This window comes from Allorhodopirellula heiligendammensis (assembly GCF_007860105.1).
In the GTDB taxonomy this organism is placed as follows: Bacteria; Planctomycetota; Planctomycetia; order Pirellulales; family Pirellulaceae; genus Rhodopirellula; species Rhodopirellula heiligendammensis.
In genome coordinates this window covers 528,254-549,411 of record NZ_SJPU01000002.1, presented here as the reverse complement: position 1 = coordinate 549,411, position 21,158 = coordinate 528,254, and the positions used below count along the sequence as shown (strand labels likewise).

At 54.2% G+C, this 21,158-nt stretch carries 24 protein-coding genes and 1 tRNA gene; 16 read left to right on the top strand and 9 right to left on the bottom strand.

The window, feature by feature from the left end; all coding sequences use genetic code 11:
* Positions 1 to 27 precede the first annotated feature (27 nt).
* Complete coding sequence (locus tag Poly21_RS12400) at positions 28 to 1,239, bottom strand: ISL3 family transposase (RefSeq protein WP_146408645.1); 1,212 nt, start codon at positions 1,237 to 1,239, stop codon at positions 28 to 30.
* A gap of 410 nt (positions 1,240 to 1,649) precedes the next feature.
* Here Poly21_RS12400 and Poly21_RS12395 point away from each other — a divergent pair, with 410 nt between their 5' ends.
* From Poly21_RS12395 to Poly21_RS12335, 15 genes are all read left to right on the top strand, one after another.
* On the top strand, positions 1,650 to 3,011 hold the full coding sequence (locus tag Poly21_RS12395; protein WP_302118775.1) for a transposase: 1,362 nt from the start codon (positions 1,650 to 1,652) through the stop codon (positions 3,009 to 3,011).
* Between the two features lie 91 nt (positions 3,012 to 3,102).
* Positions 3,103 to 3,321, top strand: a complete 219-nt coding sequence (locus tag Poly21_RS12390) for a PIN domain-containing protein (protein ID WP_302118774.1) — start codon at positions 3,103 to 3,105, stop codon at positions 3,319 to 3,321.
* A complete protein-coding gene (locus Poly21_RS12385) occupies positions 3,311 to 3,556 on the top strand; it encodes a hypothetical protein (RefSeq protein WP_146407337.1) in 246 nt (81 codons plus the stop codon). The genes Poly21_RS12390 and Poly21_RS12385 overlap by 11 nt, the downstream gene beginning before the upstream one ends.
* A 38-nt stretch (positions 3,557 to 3,594) precedes the next feature.
* Positions 3,595 to 3,843 (top strand): hypothetical protein, encoded by a 249-nt coding sequence (locus Poly21_RS12380; protein ID WP_146407336.1) that lies wholly within the window; start codon positions 3,595 to 3,597, stop codon positions 3,841 to 3,843.
* A 187-nt stretch (positions 3,844 to 4,030) separates the two neighbouring features.
* Positions 4,031 to 4,342, top strand: a complete 312-nt coding sequence (locus tag Poly21_RS27475) for a hypothetical protein (RefSeq protein WP_302118773.1) — start codon at positions 4,031 to 4,033, stop codon at positions 4,340 to 4,342.
* A 135-nt stretch (positions 4,343 to 4,477) separates the two neighbouring features.
* Entirely contained in the window at positions 4,478 to 4,957 is a 480-nt protein-coding gene (locus tag Poly21_RS12375; protein WP_146407335.1) for a hypothetical protein, read from the top strand.
* A gap of 159 nt (positions 4,958 to 5,116) precedes the next feature.
* The gene (locus Poly21_RS12370) at positions 5,117 to 5,578 is read left to right on the top strand and encodes a hypothetical protein (protein ID WP_146407334.1); all 462 of its coding nucleotides are present in this window, start codon (positions 5,117 to 5,119) and stop codon (positions 5,576 to 5,578) included.
* Between the two features lie 669 nt (positions 5,579 to 6,247).
* Positions 6,248 to 6,718: a T6SS immunity protein Tdi1 domain-containing protein gene (locus tag Poly21_RS12365; protein WP_146407333.1), complete on the top strand. Its 471-nt coding sequence runs from the start codon at positions 6,248 to 6,250 to the stop codon at positions 6,716 to 6,718.
* Between the two features lie 634 nt (positions 6,719 to 7,352).
* Positions 7,353 to 7,853 carry a hypothetical protein gene (locus Poly21_RS12360; RefSeq protein ID WP_302118772.1) on the top strand — a complete coding sequence of 167 codons (501 nt, stop codon included), beginning with the start codon at positions 7,353 to 7,355 and terminating at the stop codon, positions 7,851 to 7,853.
* A gap of 71 nt (positions 7,854 to 7,924) precedes the next feature.
* Positions 7,925 to 8,398 (top strand): hypothetical protein, encoded by a 474-nt coding sequence (locus Poly21_RS12355; protein ID WP_146407331.1) that lies wholly within the window; start codon positions 7,925 to 7,927, stop codon positions 8,396 to 8,398.
* 160 nt (positions 8,399 to 8,558) lie between these two features.
* A complete protein-coding gene (locus tag Poly21_RS12350) occupies positions 8,559 to 9,095 on the top strand; it encodes a hypothetical protein (RefSeq protein ID WP_146407330.1) in 537 nt (178 codons plus the stop codon).
* Positions 9,096 to 9,165: 70 nt separating this feature from the next.
* Positions 9,166 to 9,330 carry a hypothetical protein gene (locus Poly21_RS27470; protein ID WP_302118770.1) on the top strand — a complete coding sequence of 55 codons (165 nt, stop codon included), beginning with the start codon at positions 9,166 to 9,168 and terminating at the stop codon, positions 9,328 to 9,330.
* 9 nt (positions 9,331 to 9,339) lie between these two features.
* Positions 9,340 to 9,825, top strand: coding sequence for a hypothetical protein (locus tag Poly21_RS12345; protein ID WP_302118769.1), 486 nt, complete (start codon positions 9,340 to 9,342; stop codon positions 9,823 to 9,825).
* An 88-nt stretch (positions 9,826 to 9,913) separates the two neighbouring features.
* Entirely contained in the window at positions 9,914 to 10,276 is a 363-nt protein-coding gene (locus Poly21_RS12340; RefSeq protein WP_146407329.1) for a hypothetical protein, read from the top strand.
* Positions 10,277 to 10,436: 160 nt separating this feature from the next.
* Positions 10,437 to 11,168, top strand: a complete 732-nt coding sequence (locus tag Poly21_RS12335) for a hypothetical protein (RefSeq protein ID WP_146407328.1) — start codon at positions 10,437 to 10,439, stop codon at positions 11,166 to 11,168.
* Positions 11,169 to 12,082: 914 nt separating this feature from the next.
* Here Poly21_RS12335 and Poly21_RS12330 read toward each other — a convergent pair.
* Positions 12,083 to 12,319, bottom strand: a complete 237-nt coding sequence (locus Poly21_RS12330; RefSeq protein WP_146407327.1) for a hypothetical protein — start codon at positions 12,317 to 12,319, stop codon at positions 12,083 to 12,085.
* Positions 12,320 to 12,622: 303 nt separating this feature from the next.
* Positions 12,623 to 12,696: transfer RNA gene (locus Poly21_RS12325), tRNA-Arg, on the bottom strand.
* 152 nt (positions 12,697 to 12,848) lie between these two features.
* On the opposite strand from Poly21_RS12325, the gene lysS reads away from it, so the two are divergent.
* Positions 12,849 to 14,429: a lysine--tRNA ligase gene (gene lysS / locus Poly21_RS12320; protein WP_436967496.1), complete on the top strand. Its 1,581-nt coding sequence runs from the start codon at positions 12,849 to 12,851 to the stop codon at positions 14,427 to 14,429.
* Positions 14,430 to 14,564: 135 nt separating this feature from the next.
* Here lysS and Poly21_RS12315 read toward each other — a convergent pair whose 3' ends face one another.
* The 6 genes from Poly21_RS12315 to Poly21_RS12290 all read right to left on the bottom strand — a co-directional run bounded on the left by Poly21_RS12315 (position 14,565) and on the right by Poly21_RS12290 (position 21,155).
* Entirely contained in the window at positions 14,565 to 14,927 is a 363-nt protein-coding gene (locus tag Poly21_RS12315) for a cytochrome C oxidase subunit IV family protein (protein WP_146407326.1), read from the bottom strand.
* Between the two features lie 105 nt (positions 14,928 to 15,032).
* A complete protein-coding gene (locus tag Poly21_RS12310; protein WP_146407325.1) occupies positions 15,033 to 16,292 on the bottom strand; it encodes a cytochrome c oxidase subunit 3 in 1,260 nt (419 codons plus the stop codon).
* Positions 16,293 to 16,403: 111 nt separating this feature from the next.
* Positions 16,404 to 18,125 (bottom strand): cytochrome c oxidase subunit I, encoded by a 1,722-nt coding sequence (locus Poly21_RS12305; RefSeq protein ID WP_146407324.1) that lies wholly within the window; start codon positions 18,123 to 18,125, stop codon positions 16,404 to 16,406.
* Between the two features lie 288 nt (positions 18,126 to 18,413).
* A complete protein-coding gene (locus Poly21_RS12300) occupies positions 18,414 to 19,586 on the bottom strand; it encodes a cytochrome c oxidase subunit II (RefSeq protein ID WP_146408642.1) in 1,173 nt (390 codons plus the stop codon).
* Between the two features lie 81 nt (positions 19,587 to 19,667).
* Complete coding sequence (locus Poly21_RS12295) at positions 19,668 to 20,567, bottom strand: SCO family protein (protein WP_302119756.1); 900 nt, start codon at positions 20,565 to 20,567, stop codon at positions 19,668 to 19,670.
* Between the two features lie 285 nt (positions 20,568 to 20,852).
* Complete coding sequence (locus Poly21_RS12290; protein WP_146407323.1) at positions 20,853 to 21,155, bottom strand: hypothetical protein; 303 nt, start codon at positions 21,153 to 21,155, stop codon at positions 20,853 to 20,855.
* Positions 21,156 to 21,158 lie beyond the last annotated feature (3 nt).

Genomic DNA, 21,158 nt, shown 5'->3' with positions numbered 1-21,158 from the left:
AATGGACCAATTCGGCTTGATGAAGGCTCATCCGACTAAAGCGTACTTTTTCTGATGGAGCGAATAAAGCAGTAGTTCGAAGTATTCGCGATCACGAATGCCGTAGGATTGTCGTTGGAGCGTCTTGATTTTGTTATTGGTGCCCTCCATCGGTCCAGAAGAAATCCGGTGTTTGAAATAACTCAATAGCCCTTCCTCAAGCCGCGTCAGAGTTTTGGCCATCGTCTTCAATGGTGAGAGTCCCGTCGCGGTCGCTCGCCTGCACCATGACCGCAAGAACAACTGCGCAGGCCATCGAAAGGTGTGCCCCCAAAACAAACGCAATTCCTCTTTGAGATAGTATCCCTTGGCCAGCGGTTCATTGAGCTTCAGCGCCGCTGCCAAGTGAGCCTCTTCGTCCCGATCCTCGCTCAGATTCTCAGGGTTCTTCAGCAGCAACCAGCGGCTCCCCTTGAGCACCGATTTCTCGTCGGCCGTCGCCTCTTGGTACAGTTGTCGACGCAGCGTGGTCAGCTTCTCGTTCATCAACTTCACCACATGAAAGCGGTCAAAGACGATGTCGGCCTTGGGGAGGTTCCCGCGCACCGCCGAGATGTAGGCCGAGGACATGTCCATTGCCACCGCTTCGATTCGATGCCGCCGACGCCCCAAGCGCTTCCAAAAGGGAACCAGCGATTCAGCCGATTTCCCGTCTCCCACGAAGATAATCGCTCCACTATCCAAGTTCATTACCAGTGTCACGTAGCGATGCCCTTTGCCGATGCAGATCTCGTCGATCGCAATTCGGCGAACATCTTTCAGGGAAGGATTGGCGAATCGTCGCCTGAGATCGTCTTTTTTGATTTCCTTGATCACGTCCCATGTGACACCGAGAAGATCGGCAACGTCTTTGATTGTCATGCTGCGAGTGAGCTGCAATGCGTAGTTGGCCCAGTTCTTGGTGTAGCTTCGACGAGCATCGGCAAAGCCGACCTTGATCTGACGAACGACCCCGCAATCGCGGCACTGCAGACGTGGCAAAGTGGCGACAATGACGGTCTGCTTCAATCCGATCGGAGAGCACCTGAATTCACGTTGCGTGACGCCTCGTTTGATCACGTTGCTGCTCTGGCACGAGGAACAACAGATCGACTTCTCATTTGGATGGACATGGAACCGTGTGACGCCTCCGGTGGGCTCGATTCGAGTCTGCCGGTAGCCACGAATGCCGAAAGAGTGATACAACAAGGAGGTGGACATGTACGTTCCTGCAAAGAAGATGTGAGAATTCTCTTTGAAGGATGGCATGTCCACACTTTTTTATCCATCCGTCGTAACTTCCGCGACTTCAAACCCGGCGCACGCTTTAGTCGGATGAGCCGGAAACATCGCCGGACGACTCAATCCAAAGCCCTCTGTTTCTGACCGCCAGCAATTGACTCGTGACTCGTGACTCGTGACTGGTGACTGGTGACTGGTGACTGGTGGGCTGATGCACCGAACCGATACCGTGTTTTTGTGTCCCAGCTTACGCTTGACGAATGTGCTGACGGTGATCCTGAGGCAGCGGTTGAGCGACTCGGATTCATTCGTGACATTCCGCTCTTAGCAGCGTGTTGATTTTCGCCTGAATCGGCTACGATGTGCGAACCACATTTTGAGGAGCCGAGATGGCACTGGGAAAACGACGGCGAGAGCAGCAAGGCGAATTTTGGATATCGACCGAGAAGCTATGCAACGCGCCGCGAAACGCATTCTACGATCGCTTGAATCAACTTTTGAATGAAATCAGGTTTGACGAAAAGCTGGAAAAGGCTGCCAAACCCTACTACGAGGAAACTGGACGCAAGGGCCTCGCGCCCGGCATCTACTTCCGAATGATCTTCATTGGTTACTTTGAAGACATTTCTTCTCAGCGCGGGATCGCTTGGCGATGCGCTGACAGCCGATCGCTATCAAAGTTACTTGGCTATTCACCCGACGAGCCCACGCCGGACCACAGCACGTTGTCGCTCACTCGCGATCGACTCCCGATGGAGATTCACAATCTCGCTTTCGAATTGATACTCAAGGCGACTGCTGATCACGGACTGTTGGCCGGCAAGACGCTGGGCGTCGACGCGACTGATTTAGAAGCCAACGCATCACTCAAAAGCATTGTCCGAAAAGACAATGGTGATGACTGGCAGGCGTACCTCCGGAAGCTGTACGCCGAAGAGACCGGGAAGACGAATCCTACGGACGAAGAACTGCGGCGATTTGATAAGGGACGCAAGTCGAAGAAGAAGGTCAGCAACGAGCATTGGGAAAGCGCAACCGATCCAGATTCCCGCATTGGGAAGATGAAAGACGGGCGTTTTCACCTGAAATACAAGGCCGAGAACGCGGTCGACTTGAAAACAAATGTGATCGTTTCAGCCGAGGTTTACCACGGTGATCGAGGCGACACGAGCACGATCGAGGATACGGTGAATGCGGCAAAAGTGAACTTGAAGAAAGCTGGTACGGACCTGGAAGTGGAAGAAGTGGTTGCCGATAAAGGCTATCACAGCGAACAGGCACTGGATGACCTTCAGAACAAATGCAACGCGCGGACTTACATTCCTGAACCGGAGCGAAAAGGTCATCGAACTTGGACCGATAAGACTCCTGAACGCGAAGGATCGTACCGACGCAATCGTCGAAATACCAAAGGCAATCGTGGCCGCAAACTACAGCGTCTTCGCAGTGAGCGAGTCGAACGCACGTTCGCTCACTTATGTGATACCGGCGGTGCTCGTCGGACATGGCTTCGCGGCCTCGAGAAGGTGCAGAAGCGATACATGAGCGCAGCGATAGCACACAACTTGGGACAGGTCATGCGCAAACTGACCGGTGCGGGTAAACCAAGGTACTTGGCGGTGCTCGCCGAGCGAGCTTTCTCGCGGTTTGGCGTGTTTTGGGCAGGCTGGGCGCCTACTGTGCGGCTCTTGAAGCCATGGACGCATCCAATTTGCATCCATACCGAATTTAAGAACGCGATCGCCGCGTGATCAGCGTCCGAAGGTTGATGTGGCGCTTTATGCAAAAATCAACGGGCTGTTAGATCAATCTAGCGATGCAGAAGCCCTTGCCGACCTATTGATGGAACGTCTCGCCGTTCCCGCTACTGAGCCTCGCGATGCTTTGCATATCCCCACGGCAGCAGTTCACGGTGTACAATTTATAGTGACCTGGAACTTCGAACATATTCTGAATCCGCAGTTACAAGGGAAGATTGGTGACACGTGTCGCAAGGCGGGGTATGTACCTCCTGTCTTCTGCACGCCTGAGCAACTGAGGTTGACCGAAGATGATTCCTGACCCAACTGACGCAATTCGCGAGATCAAGCATCGCCTTGGTGCGCAATCGGGATTTGACGTCCACCGTATTGCGGAAGAAGCCCGGCGTCGCCAACGTAAATCCGGCCGCAAGTATTTGACACTGCCTCCCCGACGGCCTGACGCGGTGACTGCGGGGAACCATCCGATGCAGTCGAGCGGTGATATCGGGCGTCTTGAAGTGGATGATCAGCCGTCGCCGCCGGCTGATCGGTAGCGTTCGACGAAAAAATACTATGATCACCGGACCGCAAAATGAGTGACTTGGGAGATAAGCCGTATCAATCTACTCCTCGGTTCTTGAGCTTGGTTAGCTTTCACTACGACAACGTGCCGATTGAATACCACTCGAAGTATCCATTCGTCGCCGGTCGGTCGTACGTGTTTTTCGGTGAGATACCGAATATGCCTGGCCACTGCGTTGTAGCTGACCAGCGAACGGGACAACTCTATTCGGGCTACCACACCGAGAGCTTCGTTGAACTACCGGATGATGAAGTATAGTGTTCGCATAAAGAACATCGGGGAATTTAGATCATCCCCAATCATGTGTGACACCGAAATTCGCTTTCCGAACCGCGAAGAACCATGGAATGCACGCGACGACGGGAGTCGCAGGATCTGGTCTGCTTGCACGTCGTTCGCCCGGCCCCCGTGAATTCTAACGTTCTGGCATGAATCCGCATTTGAAATGATCCGATCAGAAACCGATCTCGTCTCCAGATTGCGCGACCATGCCCGCAACGATGCTGACGTCGTCGCATTGTTTCAGATGATAGCAGACGCCCACTCTGCAGGTACGGATGAGATTCCACGCCTTTTGTTCGCGCATTATTTTCATCTAGCATTTGGTGGGAATCTCGAGCAGCTCAAAACACTGAAGCTCCTGACATACAGGATCGAACGGAGTGAAGGGCGGCTCACATCGTCTGCCCCCAATGCAGAGAAGGATCTTAACGAATGGATTGCGACGAATCGCGGGACGTGGGACAGATTGAATTGACGCTCGGATCGACGGCACGATGGTATGCTAAGTAAAGCCAGAACCATGTCATGAACCGAAGGACCGCATGGCGCGTTTACAAATAGAATCCACATTGGCGGTCCTCGGTTATGACCGCCGTTATCCGCGAAGATCATGCGAGCACCAGACGTCTACTTATATGAGCTTCGCGATGGAAAGCATTGCCTTTACCTTGGCGACTACACAACGGCCGGGGGACTGGGCCTCGCACCTCCCGATTCTCAGATACGGATACGACACATATACGCCGATACTGTGCCTGCGCTTCCTCATCACTTAGCGGGGCCGCAGAGTGTCGAAACGACGGTTCATTTTATCGACGCGGCTCATTCAATTGTCGACTTTGAATGTTCGATTGACTCTGGAACAACGCTTTCATCACATGACGATTGCGAATGTTATTTTGAATTCATGGATCAGGGCTCCTGCGAAAAGGCGTTGCGTTGTGCCGTGCCGCCTGAATTGGCCGACACGTTGTGGTGCGAGCTGCTTGCAAATCGAGGCAAGTACGTAACAATCGACGACCATCTCGTCGTGACTACATACAGCACGTTTGATGACTACTTGACCACACTGAAGTCAAAACGTGGATAGCAAAGCCGTGAACCGGTGCGGCGAAGTCGAGCGTTTTGACAATGGAAACCTTTTCGTCACCGCCCGGTGACGGCGCCCGTTCGCCGATCAAAGTTCTCCCCGAAAACCGACCTGCTCACCGTATCCGACGCGTGCCCCCACCTCCACCTGCCATTTTGCATGACACAATACTCAATTCGCAACCTTCTGCTCTTCACGCTGTTTATCGCTCTAAGCCTGTCTTTGATTGCGGCCGAAGGATTGGATGGTTACGTGATCGTTTTGGCGTCATTTCTGCACTTCATTCTCTTGTGCGTTCTTCCTGTTGCAGCAATTGAGTACGACGGCCACCGCCGGTGCTTCGCTGCTTCGGCTCTTGTCTTCGAAGTGGCGTTCTTGTATTCCACTAGCGGAATTTGGGAACGAGACTTTGATATGTTTGCGATGCTTTCGATCCCTGCCTTCATCGGAGGATACCTTGCTGGGACTGTCTCAGCTGCCGCCTACTCCGTTATGAACCCACCGAAGCAGAAGTATTCCAAGTGGCGACCTTTGGGATTCGTTACACACGTGCTTTCTCGCTTTCTTCCGCCCAAGTCAATCGCACCGATACCCGGTAGCCAGGAAAATGCCCCGGAGTAGCTCCGCTCCGGCGTATCGGTGGCGTGCCTTCGGCACTATACCGCCGATACGCCTTCGTTCCGTCACCCGGTGGTCGCTTGCGTTATCCCTTTCTGATTCCTACGCGAATGAAATTCGCACTCGTATGCTTCCTTCTGATCATCGCAATTGTTGGCGGGACACTCGCGGTACGATATGCAACACAATGTAGACCCGACGTCTACTATCTTCATCTGTATTCGAACCGCTATGTGGCGCACGTGATGCGAACCGACTATCCTCCGTCTGATTATGATTGCCTAGCGACATTTTCGATTTGTCCAGAGGTGCCTTTCTATGCCGCGTTGCCTAACTACTACAAGCCAGAAATCGAAGTCAGCGGGACAATCACATTGTCGGGAGATTCCAGGGATTCCAGTGTTGTTTTTCGAGTCGGTTCACCAGATGAATCATTCGAATACAACCACGATTCGTTTGTGCAACCCAATCGGCTTTTTTCATTTCAGGACGACTCCTACCGGTGTGTTGTGTCGACAAGCAAGAATCCGTTTTCAGAGCTAATCCACTGATGCTCGCGCTCTGTCCGTCTGGGATTTCCAGAGAACTGCACGCGAGTTGCGGTGGCGTGCTATTAGACGTGGGTGCTCGGTTACCGCCACCGTGTGAATTCCACCGTTATCCGACTGCAGTATGAACCCATCCGATTACTTGCTGCCACTTCCTGCAATCGACTGGCATTCCGCGCTCGCAGAATGGCGCTGGCTACTTCCGCCTGATTGCTCGCCTCGTCACGTGACTTCCTTCGGTGATGTTTTCCTCGTTAGCGGGATCGACCTTGGTCTACTGGATCTTGAAAATGGCACATTTTATCGGTACTGCGATATCCAAACGGCAATCGCAGATGCCCTCGCGGATGACGCCGACGCCGACGTGCTTCTTTACACGAAACTCGCGGGCGAGCTTGCAGCTATCGGGTGTGATCTCACAGCGGGGCGCTGTTATCACTTCAAAATTCCCACGATACTCGGTGGTGAATTTGTCGTTTCAAACATCGCTACGAACACAATCGACGAGCGGATACGGTTTTGCGGCGACTTTCATCGACAAATCAAAGACTTGCCTGATGGTGCATCGGTACGATTGAAGTTCACCGACGGCTAACCCGGCGAGCCATGACGTCCACCGGAGGACGGCATGGGGCGTTTACATATAGGCAATCAAACCGCCGTCCCCGCTGACGACCGTCGTTCTGCTATCGATTGACACTAAACATGGCACGCAGATTTCAATGTGGCACCTGCGATTTCCGTTTCTTTGGCGGACATAGTCACCACACCGGCGCAGCAACGTGTCTTTGCTGTGACTGCCTTGCGTCATTCGCTTGCGTCTGCAATTCGTCGACGGGCCCCGTAGTGGGAGAAACCATCTCGATTTGTCGACGGATCAAACGAAAGCCGGAAGGACGACGACGAACGCGCTACCAGTTTGAGCCAACTGGAGTCGGGTTCATTGCTGAACGCGGACCACAAACCAACATTGGGGTCGATGATATCGTATATCTGGTATCGACAATCGCCTGCCCTGATTGCCACGCAACGTCACTCACCGTTGATTGGGCACCGGGCGATCGTTGCCCAAAGTGCAAGGAAGGTCGCCTTGAAGTACACCCCGTCGTGATTCACGCATAGAATATGCAGAACCATGCGAGGACACAGAGCGGCGGCAGCGTTGTTACAAGTGGTTGGTCAAATGTCGCCGCCACGTGATCGCCGCCGTTCTGCCAGGAAGCCAATCAATGATACTCCTGTTTACGCTAGTTTTTCTTGTCCAACCAGTCTCTCTATCAGAGGACCAACGAGTTTTCGTTGCGAATCTAAAAGGCGACTGGAAAGTTCAAAATGAGCTTATTGATGGAAAGCCATCCGAGGAGTGGCTAAAGGAACGGAATACGAAGTCGCAAACCTCTGTCGGGAGCATCTTACGCATTTCGTCATATTCGATCCGCTTTCTCGAACCACAAAAAGAGAAGCAATCTACGAAGATCTTCTTTATTACTGATGTTGACGAAGCAGCCGGTACCATCGACCTTCGAATGGAGAACCCTCCATACGGGATATTCCGAAACGTACTCAGGGTAGACGGAGACGTGCTATGGCTCGCTTCCAATCATGAAAAACATGAACAACTTCCCAAGCAGTTGTCTCCTGGGGCGGGCTTGGTCTGCCTGCTGCTGACACGTGTCACGTCACCTAAAGAAGTTACGGAAGAACCAGTCGAGGAACCGAAGAACCGGTAACCGAGCGATCTGGCAACTGTAAACTAACTCCCGCGAATAGGTTATCGTGGCCGTTCTTCGGCCTGTAATGGATGCTCCCCCGTTTGCTAGATGCCTTCATCGTGTTGGATGTCTTCACCGAACCGAAACTAAGCATCAAATGTGCATTTACCGTGATCGCGCTGGCGACGATAACCGAATGCTCCCGTGGACATGACGCTCGACCCGCTAAGACGGATGAATTGCTTCGTGTGTGCCAATATTTGTCGTACGATTACTATCGTGAACGTGGTGAATCTCCACAGACACTACGCGACCTGCAGGATTACGTTGCGCAAACGGAGTGGGAATTACCAAAACTGCTCACACCAAATACATACGAGCACGGCATCCGAATGCTACATTCTGGACGCGATGCCTGGGACCGTCCTATCGCCGTCCGGCGCCTAAACATCCCGGGGCGACCGATGGCCTGGGTCAGCGCTGGTGACGATGGAGTGTTCGGCACAGATGACGATCGCGAGCGTGAGATGATGTGGACGTACCTCAGCGACAATGAGGACTGAGTGGGTACAATGAAGTGCAACGCAAAACTCCCCTGTTTTCCGTAATGGTGACGAACCATGCGTTGGACGCCGAGTCGCTGGTAGCGTTGTTTCTAAAGTCAAAATTGATTGGCGGCGGCCGGTCAACGTGTTCGTTACGCTAATGCTGGAATTTGCACAAATGTTCAAACCGACCCGCTCGTTTATGTTGTTGCTCTTGTTCGTACCTACCTTGACCATCAAAGCCAAAGATACCCAGGCAGCAGAAACGACAGACCAAGAAGTCACACTTGTTGTGGACGAACTTGAAAATGCAATCCAGGGTAAGTCTCATCGCCCGCTTGAAGAGATCGTCACCGAAGACGCAACTTTTCAAGGCACGCGTCCTCTGAGGGCAATGCTACGTGATGCCAAACCTGTTAAGTTTGCTCCAGATAGTCGCCGGTATTGGTTGAAACTGTCAGAGATCGAGCCGAACTCGAAGCTTAGCCAGTACATTCCCAAAGGGGTGGATGCAGACGAGTCCGTACTTGTCTTCCGAAACACGGACGATCGAGACGACCGTCGATTCCGTGTGTTTTACTGGCTTTCTAAAATTGATGGAAAATGGATGGTGGTTTACAACGCGGATGGTTGGGACTCGGCGGATCCTCTTGCATCTGCTGCCAAGGAGTTGTCCGCGCACATGGTAAATCAAAATGGCGTTGCCAAGCCATGAACCGAAGTGGCGGGATTCGTGTTTTTGAAGTGGCAGATCGTTCGCCGCCTCTTGGATATGGCCAGCGACTATGAAGTCCATGTGTTTGGTGGGTGGAATGAATGTAACCGGCAGTCGCAAGCTGCCGGGATCACGGGTTTGCGCCGCCAGTTTTAACGATTGGCTTCCACCCGTCGAACCTTGGGCTTACATGGATTCGTTCGCCGACAAAGACAAACTGACTCTCAATTGGTAGTGCAAATTGGTGCGACGCTTCGTCATCTTCGCCATGCTACTTGCGGCCTCATGGGTGGTGATGATCCTCTCACACGAATGCGGGCACATTATCGGTGGGATGACCTGCGGCGCAACGCTCACCGATTTTGACCTCGCTCCATGGCGCATGCCATATAGCTTGCACTCTCCTGATCCGCACCCGCTTGTGACGCTTTGGGCCGGCCCGATGCTGGGCATTGCTGTCCCAATTTCCTTGGCGGTGATCATCCGCAAGCGATGGGCATGGTTCGTCGCTGACTTCTGCCTCATCGCGAATGGCGGTTACCTCGCGTTGGCGTGGCTATCGGGCGACCGCTTTCTCGACACGCGTCGATTACTTGACGCTGGGGCACATCCGGCAACGATCGTGATATATTGCGTGCTGACGATCGCTACTGGTTACATCTGGTTTCGGTCCGACTGTATCCACTACCTCAAACGCACACCGAAACCGCAAACCGGCGGCGTGCCATGAATTGCACCGAAGAAGGCGAGCTGGATTACGTGGCTATTTCAAAGTCGTTCACGCGTTCTCGGTGAATGTCGCCGTTGTCCGACACAACATGCTCCAGTTCAGTCTTATCACGGTCGCACTTCTCATCGCACTGCCTTTCGTTGTGGGATGCGAAAGATCGCGTCAATCGGCTGCGACGTTGCCTCCGGAGGAGCGGCAACCGGCTGCGACGTTGCCTCCGGGAAAATCGCAACTGACTTCCTCCGATGCACTTTTGATCGCGAAGAAGACTGCGACCGAAGAAGGGCTGCGACTCGAAGACTACAACACCCCGACCGTTGTTTACGACGATTCGCACGACCAACGACGGTGGTGGGTGCACTTTGATGCAAAGCGGGAAATGTTTGGCGACCATTTTTCCGTGCGCATTAGCGATAGTACTCAGACTGCAGAGGTGTATCTTGGAAGATGACCGACTCATCGAAGAATGCGATTTTGCAAACGCGGACGCACTCTCAACGGTTGCGCCGCACCCCGCGATGCACACAAGGCGTGGAGTCGTCATTTCTTATAATGGAAAATCGTTCGCCGCGACTGGGCGATCGCGGTACTTATTTGACTGACGTACTCCAATGCATGCAGCAATTGAGAACCTCTACGCAACGTTCGCCCACTGTCGAATCGGCGACGACTTCACAGGCTGTGATTGTTGCGTCGGCCCCGAACATTCGGAAAAACTCGCTGCCCCACCGCTCCGCGAGTTGACCTACGAGGATCTCGAACGCTACTCGCGTAAAGCCATGTCAACGTGGGGTAACGTTCGGCACTTCAAGCATTTTCTACCACGCCTCCTGGAACTATCGATCGAGCATCGTGACGACTTTCTCGATCTCGCTGTAGTGTTTGGCAAACTCAAATACGCACAATTCGACTCGTGGCCCCAACGTGAACGAGACTCTGTGGACCGGTTCTTCTGCGAATACTGGGAATATCAACTTGATGAACCCATCGTTGGTGCATTCGAGGACTCAGTTGATACTGTCCTTTGCTCATTGGCGAGCGCCCTTTCGTCCGTTCAGCGATTTCTCGATGCTTGGATCGTAAAGCGTACTGACAACGCCACACGGCATCTCGCTGCCTTCATTCTGAATAATAGTGACACCCTGCTCACAAAGGGATGTTTATCGAACGCCTTTTGGGACACGTCCGGCCAACCGCACGCCGAAGTGATAAACTGGCTGCAGTCGGATGCAGTTTACCGATTCGCTGACGGACCCGACGATCCCGTACTTGTTGATGATTTCGCGTATGCATGGTCACAACTAGTGGCGATCCGCTCTGCTTTGACCGTGACCGAAATGTGACAGCAATTATCAAATAACATCGTTGCGGCCCCGGTTTGCACGAGGCATAGCGGATAGTGGTAGCGGCAGAAGACTTTTTTGCTTCCAATTTTTGGTTGCGAAGGTTTTCTAGCTTCCTGCTTGTGGGGATAACGGCCTGGGGCGATCGTGCGAATGGCTGCTGGCGAGGTTCTGGGGTTGCGAAGTCGGTCGCTCTCGTAACGACGATTGCGAAGCCGCATCAGACATCTATCAGAGCTCGCTTCAAGGCGGCCCTTGCGAGTCGGGCAGAGGTCTACCCGTCACGCTCTCAATCCTGGGATTTCCAAGTAATGGGTGTCTCTATCTCCAGGCTGGTCAACTGACCAAGGCACGCTACTTTGGCGGTTGGAGCAACAGTCAACTGGCGAGATACCAGCAACATTGCGCCGCCGACCTCGACGCAGCCGACTTACCGTATGCCTAAACGCTTTTCGCTTGCTGAGCTTCTCATTCTGACTGGTGGCGTTGCTATCTGGATCGCATGGTTTCGCATACCGCCTGTGGAGTTGGCCGGTTGCATTCAGGATAGGCCCACGAAGGCTGTGGAGCATATTGACGAGTATCGTATTAACGGGAGGAGGACTATAGGCGTTGGTTCCGGCGCACCATATCCGCGTCGCCAGTTGCCTCTGTTCCCGGATACTCATGGAGACTGGTAAACCAACGGTTGGACCTACTTGTGATCCCGGTGTTGCGATGCGCAGCAGGGTATCAACCGCCAGCAAGGATTGAAGCGCGTAGCCGGCTCAATGGCTCCTTTGAGTTCATACGGCATGTTTATGTTGAGGCGTCGACCGCAGGACAGCTGCTGGTTGTTTCATCCAATGCAACTGTGGTCCGTGGAAGTCTAGCAATTCCGTTCGTTGCAGATGTGTCGATATTGGCGTTGCCTGTCATTCGGGCTTGATGGGTTCGTACTCGCGAGCTGCCGTCCGGCTATATTTGAGACCGCCAACGGTTTCCAAGCCTTCGTGGATGGAAGGCTGAACTAATTCTTCGCTGACGGCCCATTTGAAGGCCCGCTTAATACGTCCGATACGTTTATTGATCTCGGTCCGGCAAAGACGGTCGTCGACGAGGGGTTGCCGAACGGCCTTGAGCTTCAGCGGCCAGAACTCATCAGCGGGCAAGTCGATCGGAGATCATCCGGATCGCCAGCCTCCGACATCTCCGCCAGCAAGCGAGCGTCGCGTTGACGACTTTTTAGCGAGTTAACCTTGCCAAGATAGATGTGCTCGCCATTGATTGAACGAGCTTGACCGGTAGCCCAGTGCAGGCGGTAAGAGGGCACTGATTTTCGGGGCCCGTCGTATTTCCGAAAAGAGGCTGTGGCCGAAAGGGGGAGTACTCCCACTTTCAACAACCTTTCCGATCACACTGCCTCTGATGGGGCAGGTAAGCTAAGTCGTGCGTTTGACTCGATTTATAAACAGTACGCCCGGCGGGATTCGAACCCACAACCTTCGGCTTCGGAGGCCGACGCGCTATCCAATTGTGCCACGGGCGCGGCTGGTAAAGCTCCGTCAGTTTGACGCAAATGCGAACACACCGCTAGGGGCGAGTTTTGCCTCCGCTTGCGTTGCCAGACTTCAAAATCCACAATCGGGGACAATCGACCCTTTACGTTTCCGCTTCACTTTTTGAACCATCCGATCCGCTGTGGCCAATCCAATCTCCCAGACTTCCGATAGCACTGCGTCCGATTTGACCGATCCTCATGCGGCGCGGCGACATAAACTCGAGGAGATCATTCGCCGGGGGATTGATCCGTACGGCCAGCGATTCGACGACCGGCAACTCGTCAAGGAATGCCGTGATCGGATCAGCGAAATTCGCTTTGTTACGCCGTCGGGCGAGTCGCTCGAACTGCCGGATGTTGAGAGTCCCGACGTGGATTACCGTCAGTGGAAGACCGACCACGGCCCCGGGGAAGAAATCGGTCCCAAGGTCCGCGTCGCTGGCCGCATCATGCTTTCCCGGCCTACGGGCAAGCTGATTTTTATCAATTTGCGTGATTGGACTGGAGATATCCAGATCTTCGTCGGCAAAAAACAGGTCGGTGACGAGAACTTCGAGTTGGCAAAACTCTTCGATCTGGGTGACCTGATCGGGGTCGAAGGCCGGCTGGGGAGAACGAACACCGGCGAGCTGACCGTGTTCGCTGAGGAGCTATTTTTGCTCACCAAAATGCTCGAGGTGCCACCGGAAAAGCATGCTGGCATGACCAACGCCGACCTACGACAGCGTATGCGATACGCCGATCTCGCGTTCAATGACGGGGTGATGCAGACGTTCTTGGACCGGACCAAGATCATTAAAAGCGTGCGGTCGACCCTCGATGATCGTGGCTTTTGCGAGGTCGAAGGGCCAACCCTGCACACGATCCCCGGTGGTGCGGCCGCCCGTCCCTTTGAGACGCATCATAATGCCCTCGACATGGGTCTGACGATGCGGATTGCACTTGAACTGCACCTCAAGCGATTGATGGTCGGTGGGATGGAACGCGTCTACGAAATGGGCCGGGTTTATCGCAACGAGGGACTATCGCCACGCCACAATCCCGAGTTCACCATGATCGAAATCTACCAAGCCTACGGTGATTACGAGTCGATGATGGAGCTGACTGAGCGGATCGTGTGTGATGCGATCGACAAGATTGGCGGTGGATATGAGCGTGAATTCAACGGTCAGAAGATTGACTTCACGCCCCCGTTCCAGCGTGCCACCTACGCGGAGCTTTTTGAAAAAGCAACCGGCGTCAAGCCGTCCGATGAAGCTGCAGTGATGGAACTAGCGGCGCGTCTGAAGATTGAAACCGCAGACAAGCACCCCGATGTCGTTCGCAATGAAATCTTCGAAGAGAAGGTGGAGGACTCGTTGCACGGTCCCATTTTCGTCATTGACTATCCGGCGAGCATCTGTCCGTTGACAAAACGCAAACGCGACAATCCTGAAATTGCCGAACGCTTTGAGATGTTCATCTGTGGGATGGAGCTGGCAAACGCCTACACGGAATTAAATGATCCCGACCTTCAGGAGGAGCTATTCAAAACCCAGCTTGCCGGGCTCGATGAAGAAGACTCGATGGCCAAGATGGACCACGATTTTGTTCGCGCTTTACGCTACGCGATGCCGCCGGCGGGTGGTTTAGGGATCGGTATCGATCGGCTCGTGATGGTACTCACTAACAGCAAATCGATTCGGGACGTCATCCTGTTCCCCATCTTGCGACCCGAGTGAAACTCGAGAATGGGTGGCTCGGGGACGTTACCCCGAGCCCGCACAATGTGTGTTCCAGGCCTGCGATCAAAAAGACGGAAACGCCACATCCAATCCATGCCCCTGCAATGCAGTGAGCAGGGTGGAGTGGCGACGCTAGCGTTCGAGTTCGCCAGTGGCAGGTTGGTCGTAGATCGGCTCAAACGAAGGCGAGGTCATCTTGCTGTCGCTGAGCGTGATGATCACGAACAGGCCCACAAAAACGAATGACGAAAGGAATACCATGATGTTGAATGGCTTGTCGAATGCCAGGTGCATGAAGAACGCACCCACCAGGGCCGCTTTGACCGTCGCGATCGCCATCACGATGGCGATGTCGAAGGTACCGAGATCGAGATTAGCCTGCGCGACGGTCAGAATGGTCAGGAACACCAACGCGAAAAATACCGTCAGCAACGCCCATACGGGCAAGGGGTGAGCAAAATCGGTTCCGTCGTCGGAATGTCCGTGAGCAGCCATGAGGTCGATATTGAAAGGGGAGGATGGAATGGGTTGTTTGCGAGGCCTCGCAGCATGATGGCCGCCTACCGCCCTAACGAGCGGCAGGCAGTGTTGTCACGCTGTTCAGCGAATGAGATACAGCAGCGGGAACAGGTAGATCCAAATTAAGTCGACCAAGTGCCAATACAAACCGATATAATCGACAGGACCAAAGTATTGGCGATTGAAGTCTTTGCGGATCGCGCGGACGAGCAACCACACCAGCACGCCAATACCGCCCAGGATGTGGATCGCGTGGACGCCGGTCATGCAGTAGTAGATGCCAAAGAACACGCCGGCTTGGCGTTTCGTTTCGACGCTCCGCTCGATCCGATGGATACCCATATCGACTTTCGCGTCAGGAGCAACAACTTTACCTGAAGCTAGTGTGGCTTGCTGCTCCTTGGCAGCGAGCATCGCCTGGGCTCCCGTGTTGAGATCACTCTCCGCGAGCAGTTCCACGGCCGCATCATCACGACTGGCGTCGAAGGTCGTGGGTTCCGTGTAGGTCGCCGCAACGTCGACCGCGTTATCGTGTTCATCTGCAGCGGTCGCCCCATGCTCGATGTGACTGTGCTCAGCACCCTCATGTGCCGCTGCGATGTGCTCGCCACTGCCGTGCTCTTCACTGCCGGTGAGAATCATGCCCAGTCCGACGCCACCGAAAAAGCTCAGGCAGACAACGACCAAGGGTTTTGCGCAGGCAAACTGAAACTCGTTTTTCTTCACCTTGGCAATGATCGCCCAAATCACGACACCGATTAAAACCAGCAGGAACGGAGCGCACAGAAAGTACAAGCTGTGGGTGAGGAAATACGCTGTGTTCTCAGTGAATCCGTGCTGAGAAACCAGTTGTTCGGCTGTTGGGTGCGGATTGCTTTCGTCATAAAAGTACGTTCCCGGAGGAAGCAGTCCCATACCCCATTTGTGCGAATACTCGATCGTCTTGACACCGAGGAAGACCATCGCACACGACAGTGTGCTGGCGATCATGACAACTAATTTCTTGTGCTCTTCGGTCTGGGCACAACGAACCGCCCAGGCCATCGTCAGGGAACTGAATAGCAGCACACCCGTGTTGATCGCACCGAGCTTTGTATCGAGAAACTGGCTCGAGCCTTCAAAGATCTCGGGGCGGAGCATGCGAAACATCGCGTACGCACAGAACATCCCACTGAAGAAGAGGATTTCGGTTGTCAGGAACAACCAAATGCCTAGCTTGCCGCTATCGAACTGCTGTTCAGGAGTATCGAAATGGTGGGCCAGCCAAGCGGGATGATCATGGTCGTGCCCATGGTCGTCGTGTGCTTCGGATTCAGGAGATAGTGTGTCAGTGGTTGCCATGTGCCGAAAACCGTTCGCTAGGTAACCGCCCAGCTTGGGCGACCGCGGTTAGTGTGTCGAGGAAAAAGGTGGCGGTCAGAAAGGTGACCGCCAGGAATCTGTACAAACTTCTTAGTGGTGAGCGGGTTGTTCGCTCGGCTTTGGATCGGGAACCAAACGACGTGGTGGTTCCGTGATAACGTAACGCTCACCCTCGGCGTCCCAAGCGACATCATGGAAATCGTAGGGGTCGCCAACGACAGGTGGACGCTCGAAGTTGTAGTAAGGCGGAGGACTGGTGCAGCTCCACTCCAACGTGGTGCCGCCCCATGGATTAGCAGGAGCTCGCTTGCCCTTGGCCAGCGATATCATCAAGACGACGAAGGCGTAAAGCAGGCCACATCCGAGCACCAATGCACCATAGGTGCTCAGTTGGTGCAGGAACGCGAATTCGGGATCGTAGGTGGCGTACCGGCGAGGCATGCCTCGGCTGCCCAGGAGAAACTGTGGCAGGAACGTGCCGTTGAAACCGAGGAACACGATGATCGAAGCGATCCGAGCTTGTCCGTCGTTGTACATTTTGCCAACCATCTTCGGCCACCAGTGGAACACACCCCCAAGGAATGCGATCAGGGTGCCGCCGACCATCACATAGTGAAAGTGGGCCACGACGAAGTACGTATCGTGCAGGTGCAGGTCGGTCGCCAACGTGCCTAAAAACAATCCCGTTAGGCCGCCAATGGTGAACAGGAACACAAACGAAATGGCATAACACATCGGTGTCGTCAGGCTGATGGATCCCTTGTACATCGTCGCAATCCAGTTGAACACCTTGATCGCCGACGGAATCGAAACCGTGAATGTCAACGCGGAGAAGACGATTGTCGTCAGCGAGCTCATGCCCGATGTGAACAGGTGGTGACCCCACACGAGGAAGCCCAGCAAAGCGATTGCAATGGACGAGTATGCGATGAAGCGATACCCGAAAATATGCTTGTGGCTATGCACGCTGATCAATTCACTGACGATGCCGAATGCCGGCAAAATCATGATGTACACAGCGGGGTGACTGTAGAACCAGAAGAAGTGCTGGTAGGTGACGGGGTCACCGTTGTACTCGGGATCAAAAATCCCCACGTGCATCGTCCGTTCGGCGATTAGCAACAGCAGTGTGATGCCGAGAACCGGCGTGGCCAAAACCTGAATGATACTGGTGGCGTAGGTCGCCCACAGAAACAACGGCATCTTGAACCAGGTCATCCCCGGTGGCCGCATCGTGTTAATCGTCACGATGAAGTTCAGACCCGTAAAGATAGAACTGAACCCGAGGATGAATGCTCCCAGGGTCGCCAAGATCACGGACGTGTCCGTCGTCGTGCTATACGGTGTGTAGAATGTCCAGCCCGTATCCAAGCCACTGCTCAGTAGAGCGGAGACGAAGAAAATCGCGCCGACGCACCACAGGTAGAAACTGCTGAGGTTCAATCGCGGAAAAGCGACGTCCTTCGCACCAAGCATCACCGGGACGAGGAAGTTCCCCAGCGCCGCCGGGATACTCGGAATGATGAACAGGAACACCATGATCGCCCCATGCAGGGTGAACACTTGGTTGTAAATGTTGTTGCCCTCTGGGCCGGTAAACAGCATCCCGTCCGGGCGGAGGAGGTGCAGCCGAATGCCGAGCGCCAGCAAACCGCCGACGAAAAAGGAGGCCACGACACCTGCCAGATACATCAAGCCAATCCGCTTGTGATCGAGCGTGAAGATCCAGCTCAAAATACCGGAGGAATTCGTCAGGTAGTTTTCGCGATCGGTGGGGTAACCGGGGTCTCGAATGGTCACGGCGGTGGACATGGCAGGGTTGTCCTTCATAAGGGCGATCGAACTTGATTGTGGGGGCGACAGACGGGGAATCTGTCACTGCTGTGTTGTTTGTGTACCTGTCTCGTGACCGCGGCGTTAGCCGCTGCTAGAGACCATCGATTTTGTGAGTCGAGCTGCCGAAGCCGCTGAGCTGGCGACGTTGCCCGGTGCCTCTCGGCACTCGGCTCACATCGTGTCGCCAAAGTCAAGTGATTCGACAGCCCACTAGCGGCGTCGGATCCGAATTTCAGGTTAGTTGTGGTGTTTCACTTCGCCCGTTCACGAAGCAGGTGTGGTTTCTACCTCGGTGTCCGCATTCTCAGTGTCGCCGTCGGCAGGACTCTTCGCCGACTCACCATTCGCGCTGAGTGTTTTCAGGAACTCGATAATCGACGCAATATCATCGTCGCTGAGCTGTCCTTTGAACGTTGGCATCACGGGTGAGTAGCCGGCGACCACTTGGGCTTTCGGATCGAGAATCGACTCACGAATGTAATTGTCATCGGCCATTAGCTCTTCGCCGGACGCCATTGCGTGACTGAACCCATAAACGTCCTTGAATGAGGGACCGGTGTAACCATCTTTAGTTCCGTCGAGTGAGTGGCAGCCCACACATCCACGACGATTGAAGAGTGTTTGTCCCCATTCGACCATGGAGATGTCACCACGAGAGCTGTTCGCTTTGATCCAAGCGTCGAGTTCTTCTTGGGTTTCATGGACGACGACGGCTGTCTGCATTTCGGAGTGGTCTTTGCCGCAATATTCGGCACAGTAGAGGTCATAGAAACGATAGCCCTCTGGCGTGAACTGGTACTTGTCGTAATCCCAGACTCCGCCACCTTCGCTCTGCTTTTTGGCCTTGGCGAGCTCTTCGTCGGAAACCTTTTCGCTGGCGACAATTGGCTTGAACCAGAGATAATTGTACCGGCCAGGCACGATGTCTTTCTTAACCCGGAATGCGGGAATGAACAACGCGTGGATCACGTCGGTGCTGCGCATTGACAGTTTGGTGGGCTCATCTTTGACAACGTGCAATTCGTTGTGGAACGTCCCCCCACCATAATCCATGGTGAAATTCCATTTCTGTGCCTGGACTCCGATGTCGTACGACCCTTCCGGCGGCGTCCGCATGTCGAGGTATGAAATCGAACCCTGGATAAACATCCACACGAGTACGAACGATGGACCGATCGACCAAGCGAGTTCCAGCGGTGTGTTGTGAGTGACTTGGCTCTCTGCCTTTTCACCCTTCTTCTTGGTGTATTTGAACATCGAGTACGCCGTGAACGCCATCATTGGAATGAAGAAGGCGAGCGAGATGTACAGAATCAGGTCGTATACCCAGTCGACTCCGATTGCGAATGACGAAGCCTGCTCTGGAAACCAAAAGCTCTTGTGGGCGTCCGCAAGCAACGGCATCGCAATCGTCATGTTGGTAAGTGCCGGGATCATAGTCATCCAACCAAATTGGTTGTCAAAGGTATCGGTGAAGGTAATGTGTCAGTATCGGAGGCCGGAAAGCCCATCGTCGTCTTAGCCACCAAACCACTGGGTGGGTTTTAGCGGTGTCGTGCCGTCGGCTGCAGGTGTGTGTCCAGCGGCGGGTTGCTGCCGCGCTGCGGCATTCCCCTTGCGACCAAGCCAGTACGGCACCAAGGCCAGCATGAGCAGCAGCAAAGTCGCCGCGCCCCCCAAACGCATGATTTTCCACGCTTGAGGGACATAGCTATTCGCATCCGGGTCGTACGAGTAACACAGCAACACGAATTGGTCGATGAAGCTACCAATTTTACCTTGGCCTGCTTCGACCAACGCCAGTTCCATTTGGTCTGGAGGAAATGCGACACCGAGCGAATACCGCGTGATCACACCATCGGGTGTCAGGAACGCCAGAAAAGCAGGGTGCGCGTATTCTTTCGTCGCTTCGTTATAATTATACGAAAATCCAACTTCTGTCGCTAATTGATCGATCACTTTTTGCGTTGTGCGACAAAATGCCCAGCCTGTTTCAGCCTGAGGGTGGGACGGGAGCTGCTCGACATACCGAGCTTTGGTCTCGATCAATCGTTCGTCAGTTTCAGTCGGATCGATGCTGATACTGATGCAACGAAAGTCCTTGCCAATCTTCAATCCGCCCTTTTCGAGCGACTGGGCAAGTTGATTGAGTTGGATGTTACACAGCATTGGGCAATTGCTGTAGTTGAGCGTCAGGATGAGGGGTCGCTCACCATCGAGATAGTCGCCCAGAGTAACGCTCTGGCCGTCGGAGTCTACCAACGCCAGGTCCTTGCTGACGGAGTCGCCCAGATTCTGTTTGACTTCGACGCCGCGTGCCTCACGCGGTACCGAGTCGTTGAGAACGATCTCGGCATCACCATCTTGCATAATCCCCGGGGCGGGCTGTGCAGATGCCTGGTCGCCGCTGAGCACCATCGCCACCACAACCGCCAGCACTCCGAGTCGCAGGTAATGTCCAGCTACCGACGCGCTACCGTCACAGCGAGTTGCACCACCTCTGACGGACAAAGCCGTCGGTCGACAATCGAACGTGCCGGCTGCAGCGGCACCCATCGCCGCGGGGCGAACGCCTGCGGGAAGTGGTAGTCGAATGGGGGTGAATGAAGACATCGGTGCAGATGATGGGGTGAGGTGAAGGCGAATTTCAGGCTCTCGAGCCTGGCGGAGGAGTGCTAAGTCGTTAGCGCTCGTCGCGTATGACTAAGTGGATTCATTATGCGCGTTTTTGGCTTCGGCGACCATTTTTTTCATCATTTCATCGACCGGGATCGTGATGTTCCCAGTCTCTGGATTGACGCCGTACTGGGTGAGTGCCTGTGATTGCTGCTCCAGAGCGTGGTTCGAGCGGGTGTAGGCGGAATTACGGATCTTTTCGGAGTCGACCATGTCGGCCATCGCGAAATAGATCACTTGCACCGCCAAAACGGTAACCGCAGTCACCACGATCGAGATCACACTGACCGTCGCGAGTCGTTTGCCGTTGATGTCGTCGTAGGCAGCCATAGC

What these genes read in the sequence shown, in the direction of transcription:
- Poly21_RS12400 (WP_146408645.1), bottom strand. Translation starts at nt 1,239, where the DNA reads ATGTCCACCTCCTTGTTGTATCACTCTTTCGGCATTCGTGGCTACCGG.
- Poly21_RS12395 (WP_302118775.1), top strand. Translation starts at nt 1,650, where the DNA reads ATGGCACTGGGAAAACGACGGCGAGAGCAGCAAGGCGAATTTTGGATA.
- Poly21_RS12390 (WP_302118774.1), top strand. Translation starts at nt 3,103, where the DNA reads ATGGAACGTCTCGCCGTTCCCGCTACTGAGCCTCGCGATGCTTTGCAT.
- Poly21_RS12385 (WP_146407337.1), top strand. Translation starts at nt 3,311, where the DNA reads ATGATTCCTGACCCAACTGACGCAATTCGCGAGATCAAGCATCGCCTT.
- Poly21_RS12380 (WP_146407336.1), top strand. Translation starts at nt 3,595, where the DNA reads ATGAGTGACTTGGGAGATAAGCCGTATCAATCTACTCCTCGGTTCTTG.
- Poly21_RS27475 (WP_302118773.1), top strand. Translation starts at nt 4,031, where the DNA reads ATGATCCGATCAGAAACCGATCTCGTCTCCAGATTGCGCGACCATGCC.
- Poly21_RS12375 (WP_146407335.1), top strand. Translation starts at nt 4,478, where the DNA reads ATGCGAGCACCAGACGTCTACTTATATGAGCTTCGCGATGGAAAGCAT.
- Poly21_RS12370 (WP_146407334.1), top strand. Translation starts at nt 5,117, where the DNA reads ATGACACAATACTCAATTCGCAACCTTCTGCTCTTCACGCTGTTTATC.
- Poly21_RS12365 (WP_146407333.1), top strand. Translation starts at nt 6,248, where the DNA reads ATGAACCCATCCGATTACTTGCTGCCACTTCCTGCAATCGACTGGCAT.
- Poly21_RS12360 (WP_302118772.1), top strand. Translation starts at nt 7,353, where the DNA reads ATGATACTCCTGTTTACGCTAGTTTTTCTTGTCCAACCAGTCTCTCTA.
- Poly21_RS12355 (WP_146407331.1), top strand. Translation starts at nt 7,925, where the DNA reads ATGCTCCCCCGTTTGCTAGATGCCTTCATCGTGTTGGATGTCTTCACC.
- Poly21_RS12350 (WP_146407330.1), top strand. Translation starts at nt 8,559, where the DNA reads ATGTTCAAACCGACCCGCTCGTTTATGTTGTTGCTCTTGTTCGTACCT.
- Poly21_RS27470 (WP_302118770.1), top strand. Translation starts at nt 9,166, where the DNA reads ATGAAGTCCATGTGTTTGGTGGGTGGAATGAATGTAACCGGCAGTCGC.
- Poly21_RS12340 (WP_146407329.1), top strand. Translation starts at nt 9,914, where the DNA reads ATGCTCCAGTTCAGTCTTATCACGGTCGCACTTCTCATCGCACTGCCT.
- Poly21_RS12335 (WP_146407328.1), top strand. Translation starts at nt 10,437, where the DNA reads ATGCATGCAGCAATTGAGAACCTCTACGCAACGTTCGCCCACTGTCGA.
- Poly21_RS12315 (WP_146407326.1), bottom strand. Translation starts at nt 14,927, where the DNA reads ATGGCTGCTCACGGACATTCCGACGACGGAACCGATTTTGCTCACCCC.
- Poly21_RS12310 (WP_146407325.1), bottom strand. Translation starts at nt 16,292, where the DNA reads ATGGCAACCACTGACACACTATCTCCTGAATCCGAAGCACACGACGAC.
- Poly21_RS12305 (WP_146407324.1), bottom strand. Translation starts at nt 18,125, where the DNA reads ATGTCCACCGCCGTGACCATTCGAGACCCCGGTTACCCCACCGATCGC.
- Poly21_RS12300 (WP_146408642.1), bottom strand. Translation starts at nt 19,586, where the DNA reads ATGATCCCGGCACTTACCAACATGACGATTGCGATGCCGTTGCTTGCG.
- Poly21_RS12295 (WP_302119756.1), bottom strand. Translation starts at nt 20,567, where the DNA reads ATGGTGCTCAGCGGCGACCAGGCATCTGCACAGCCCGCCCCGGGGATT.
- Poly21_RS12290 (WP_146407323.1), bottom strand. Translation starts at nt 21,155, where the DNA reads ATGGCTGCCTACGACGACATCAACGGCAAACGACTCGCGACGGTCAGT.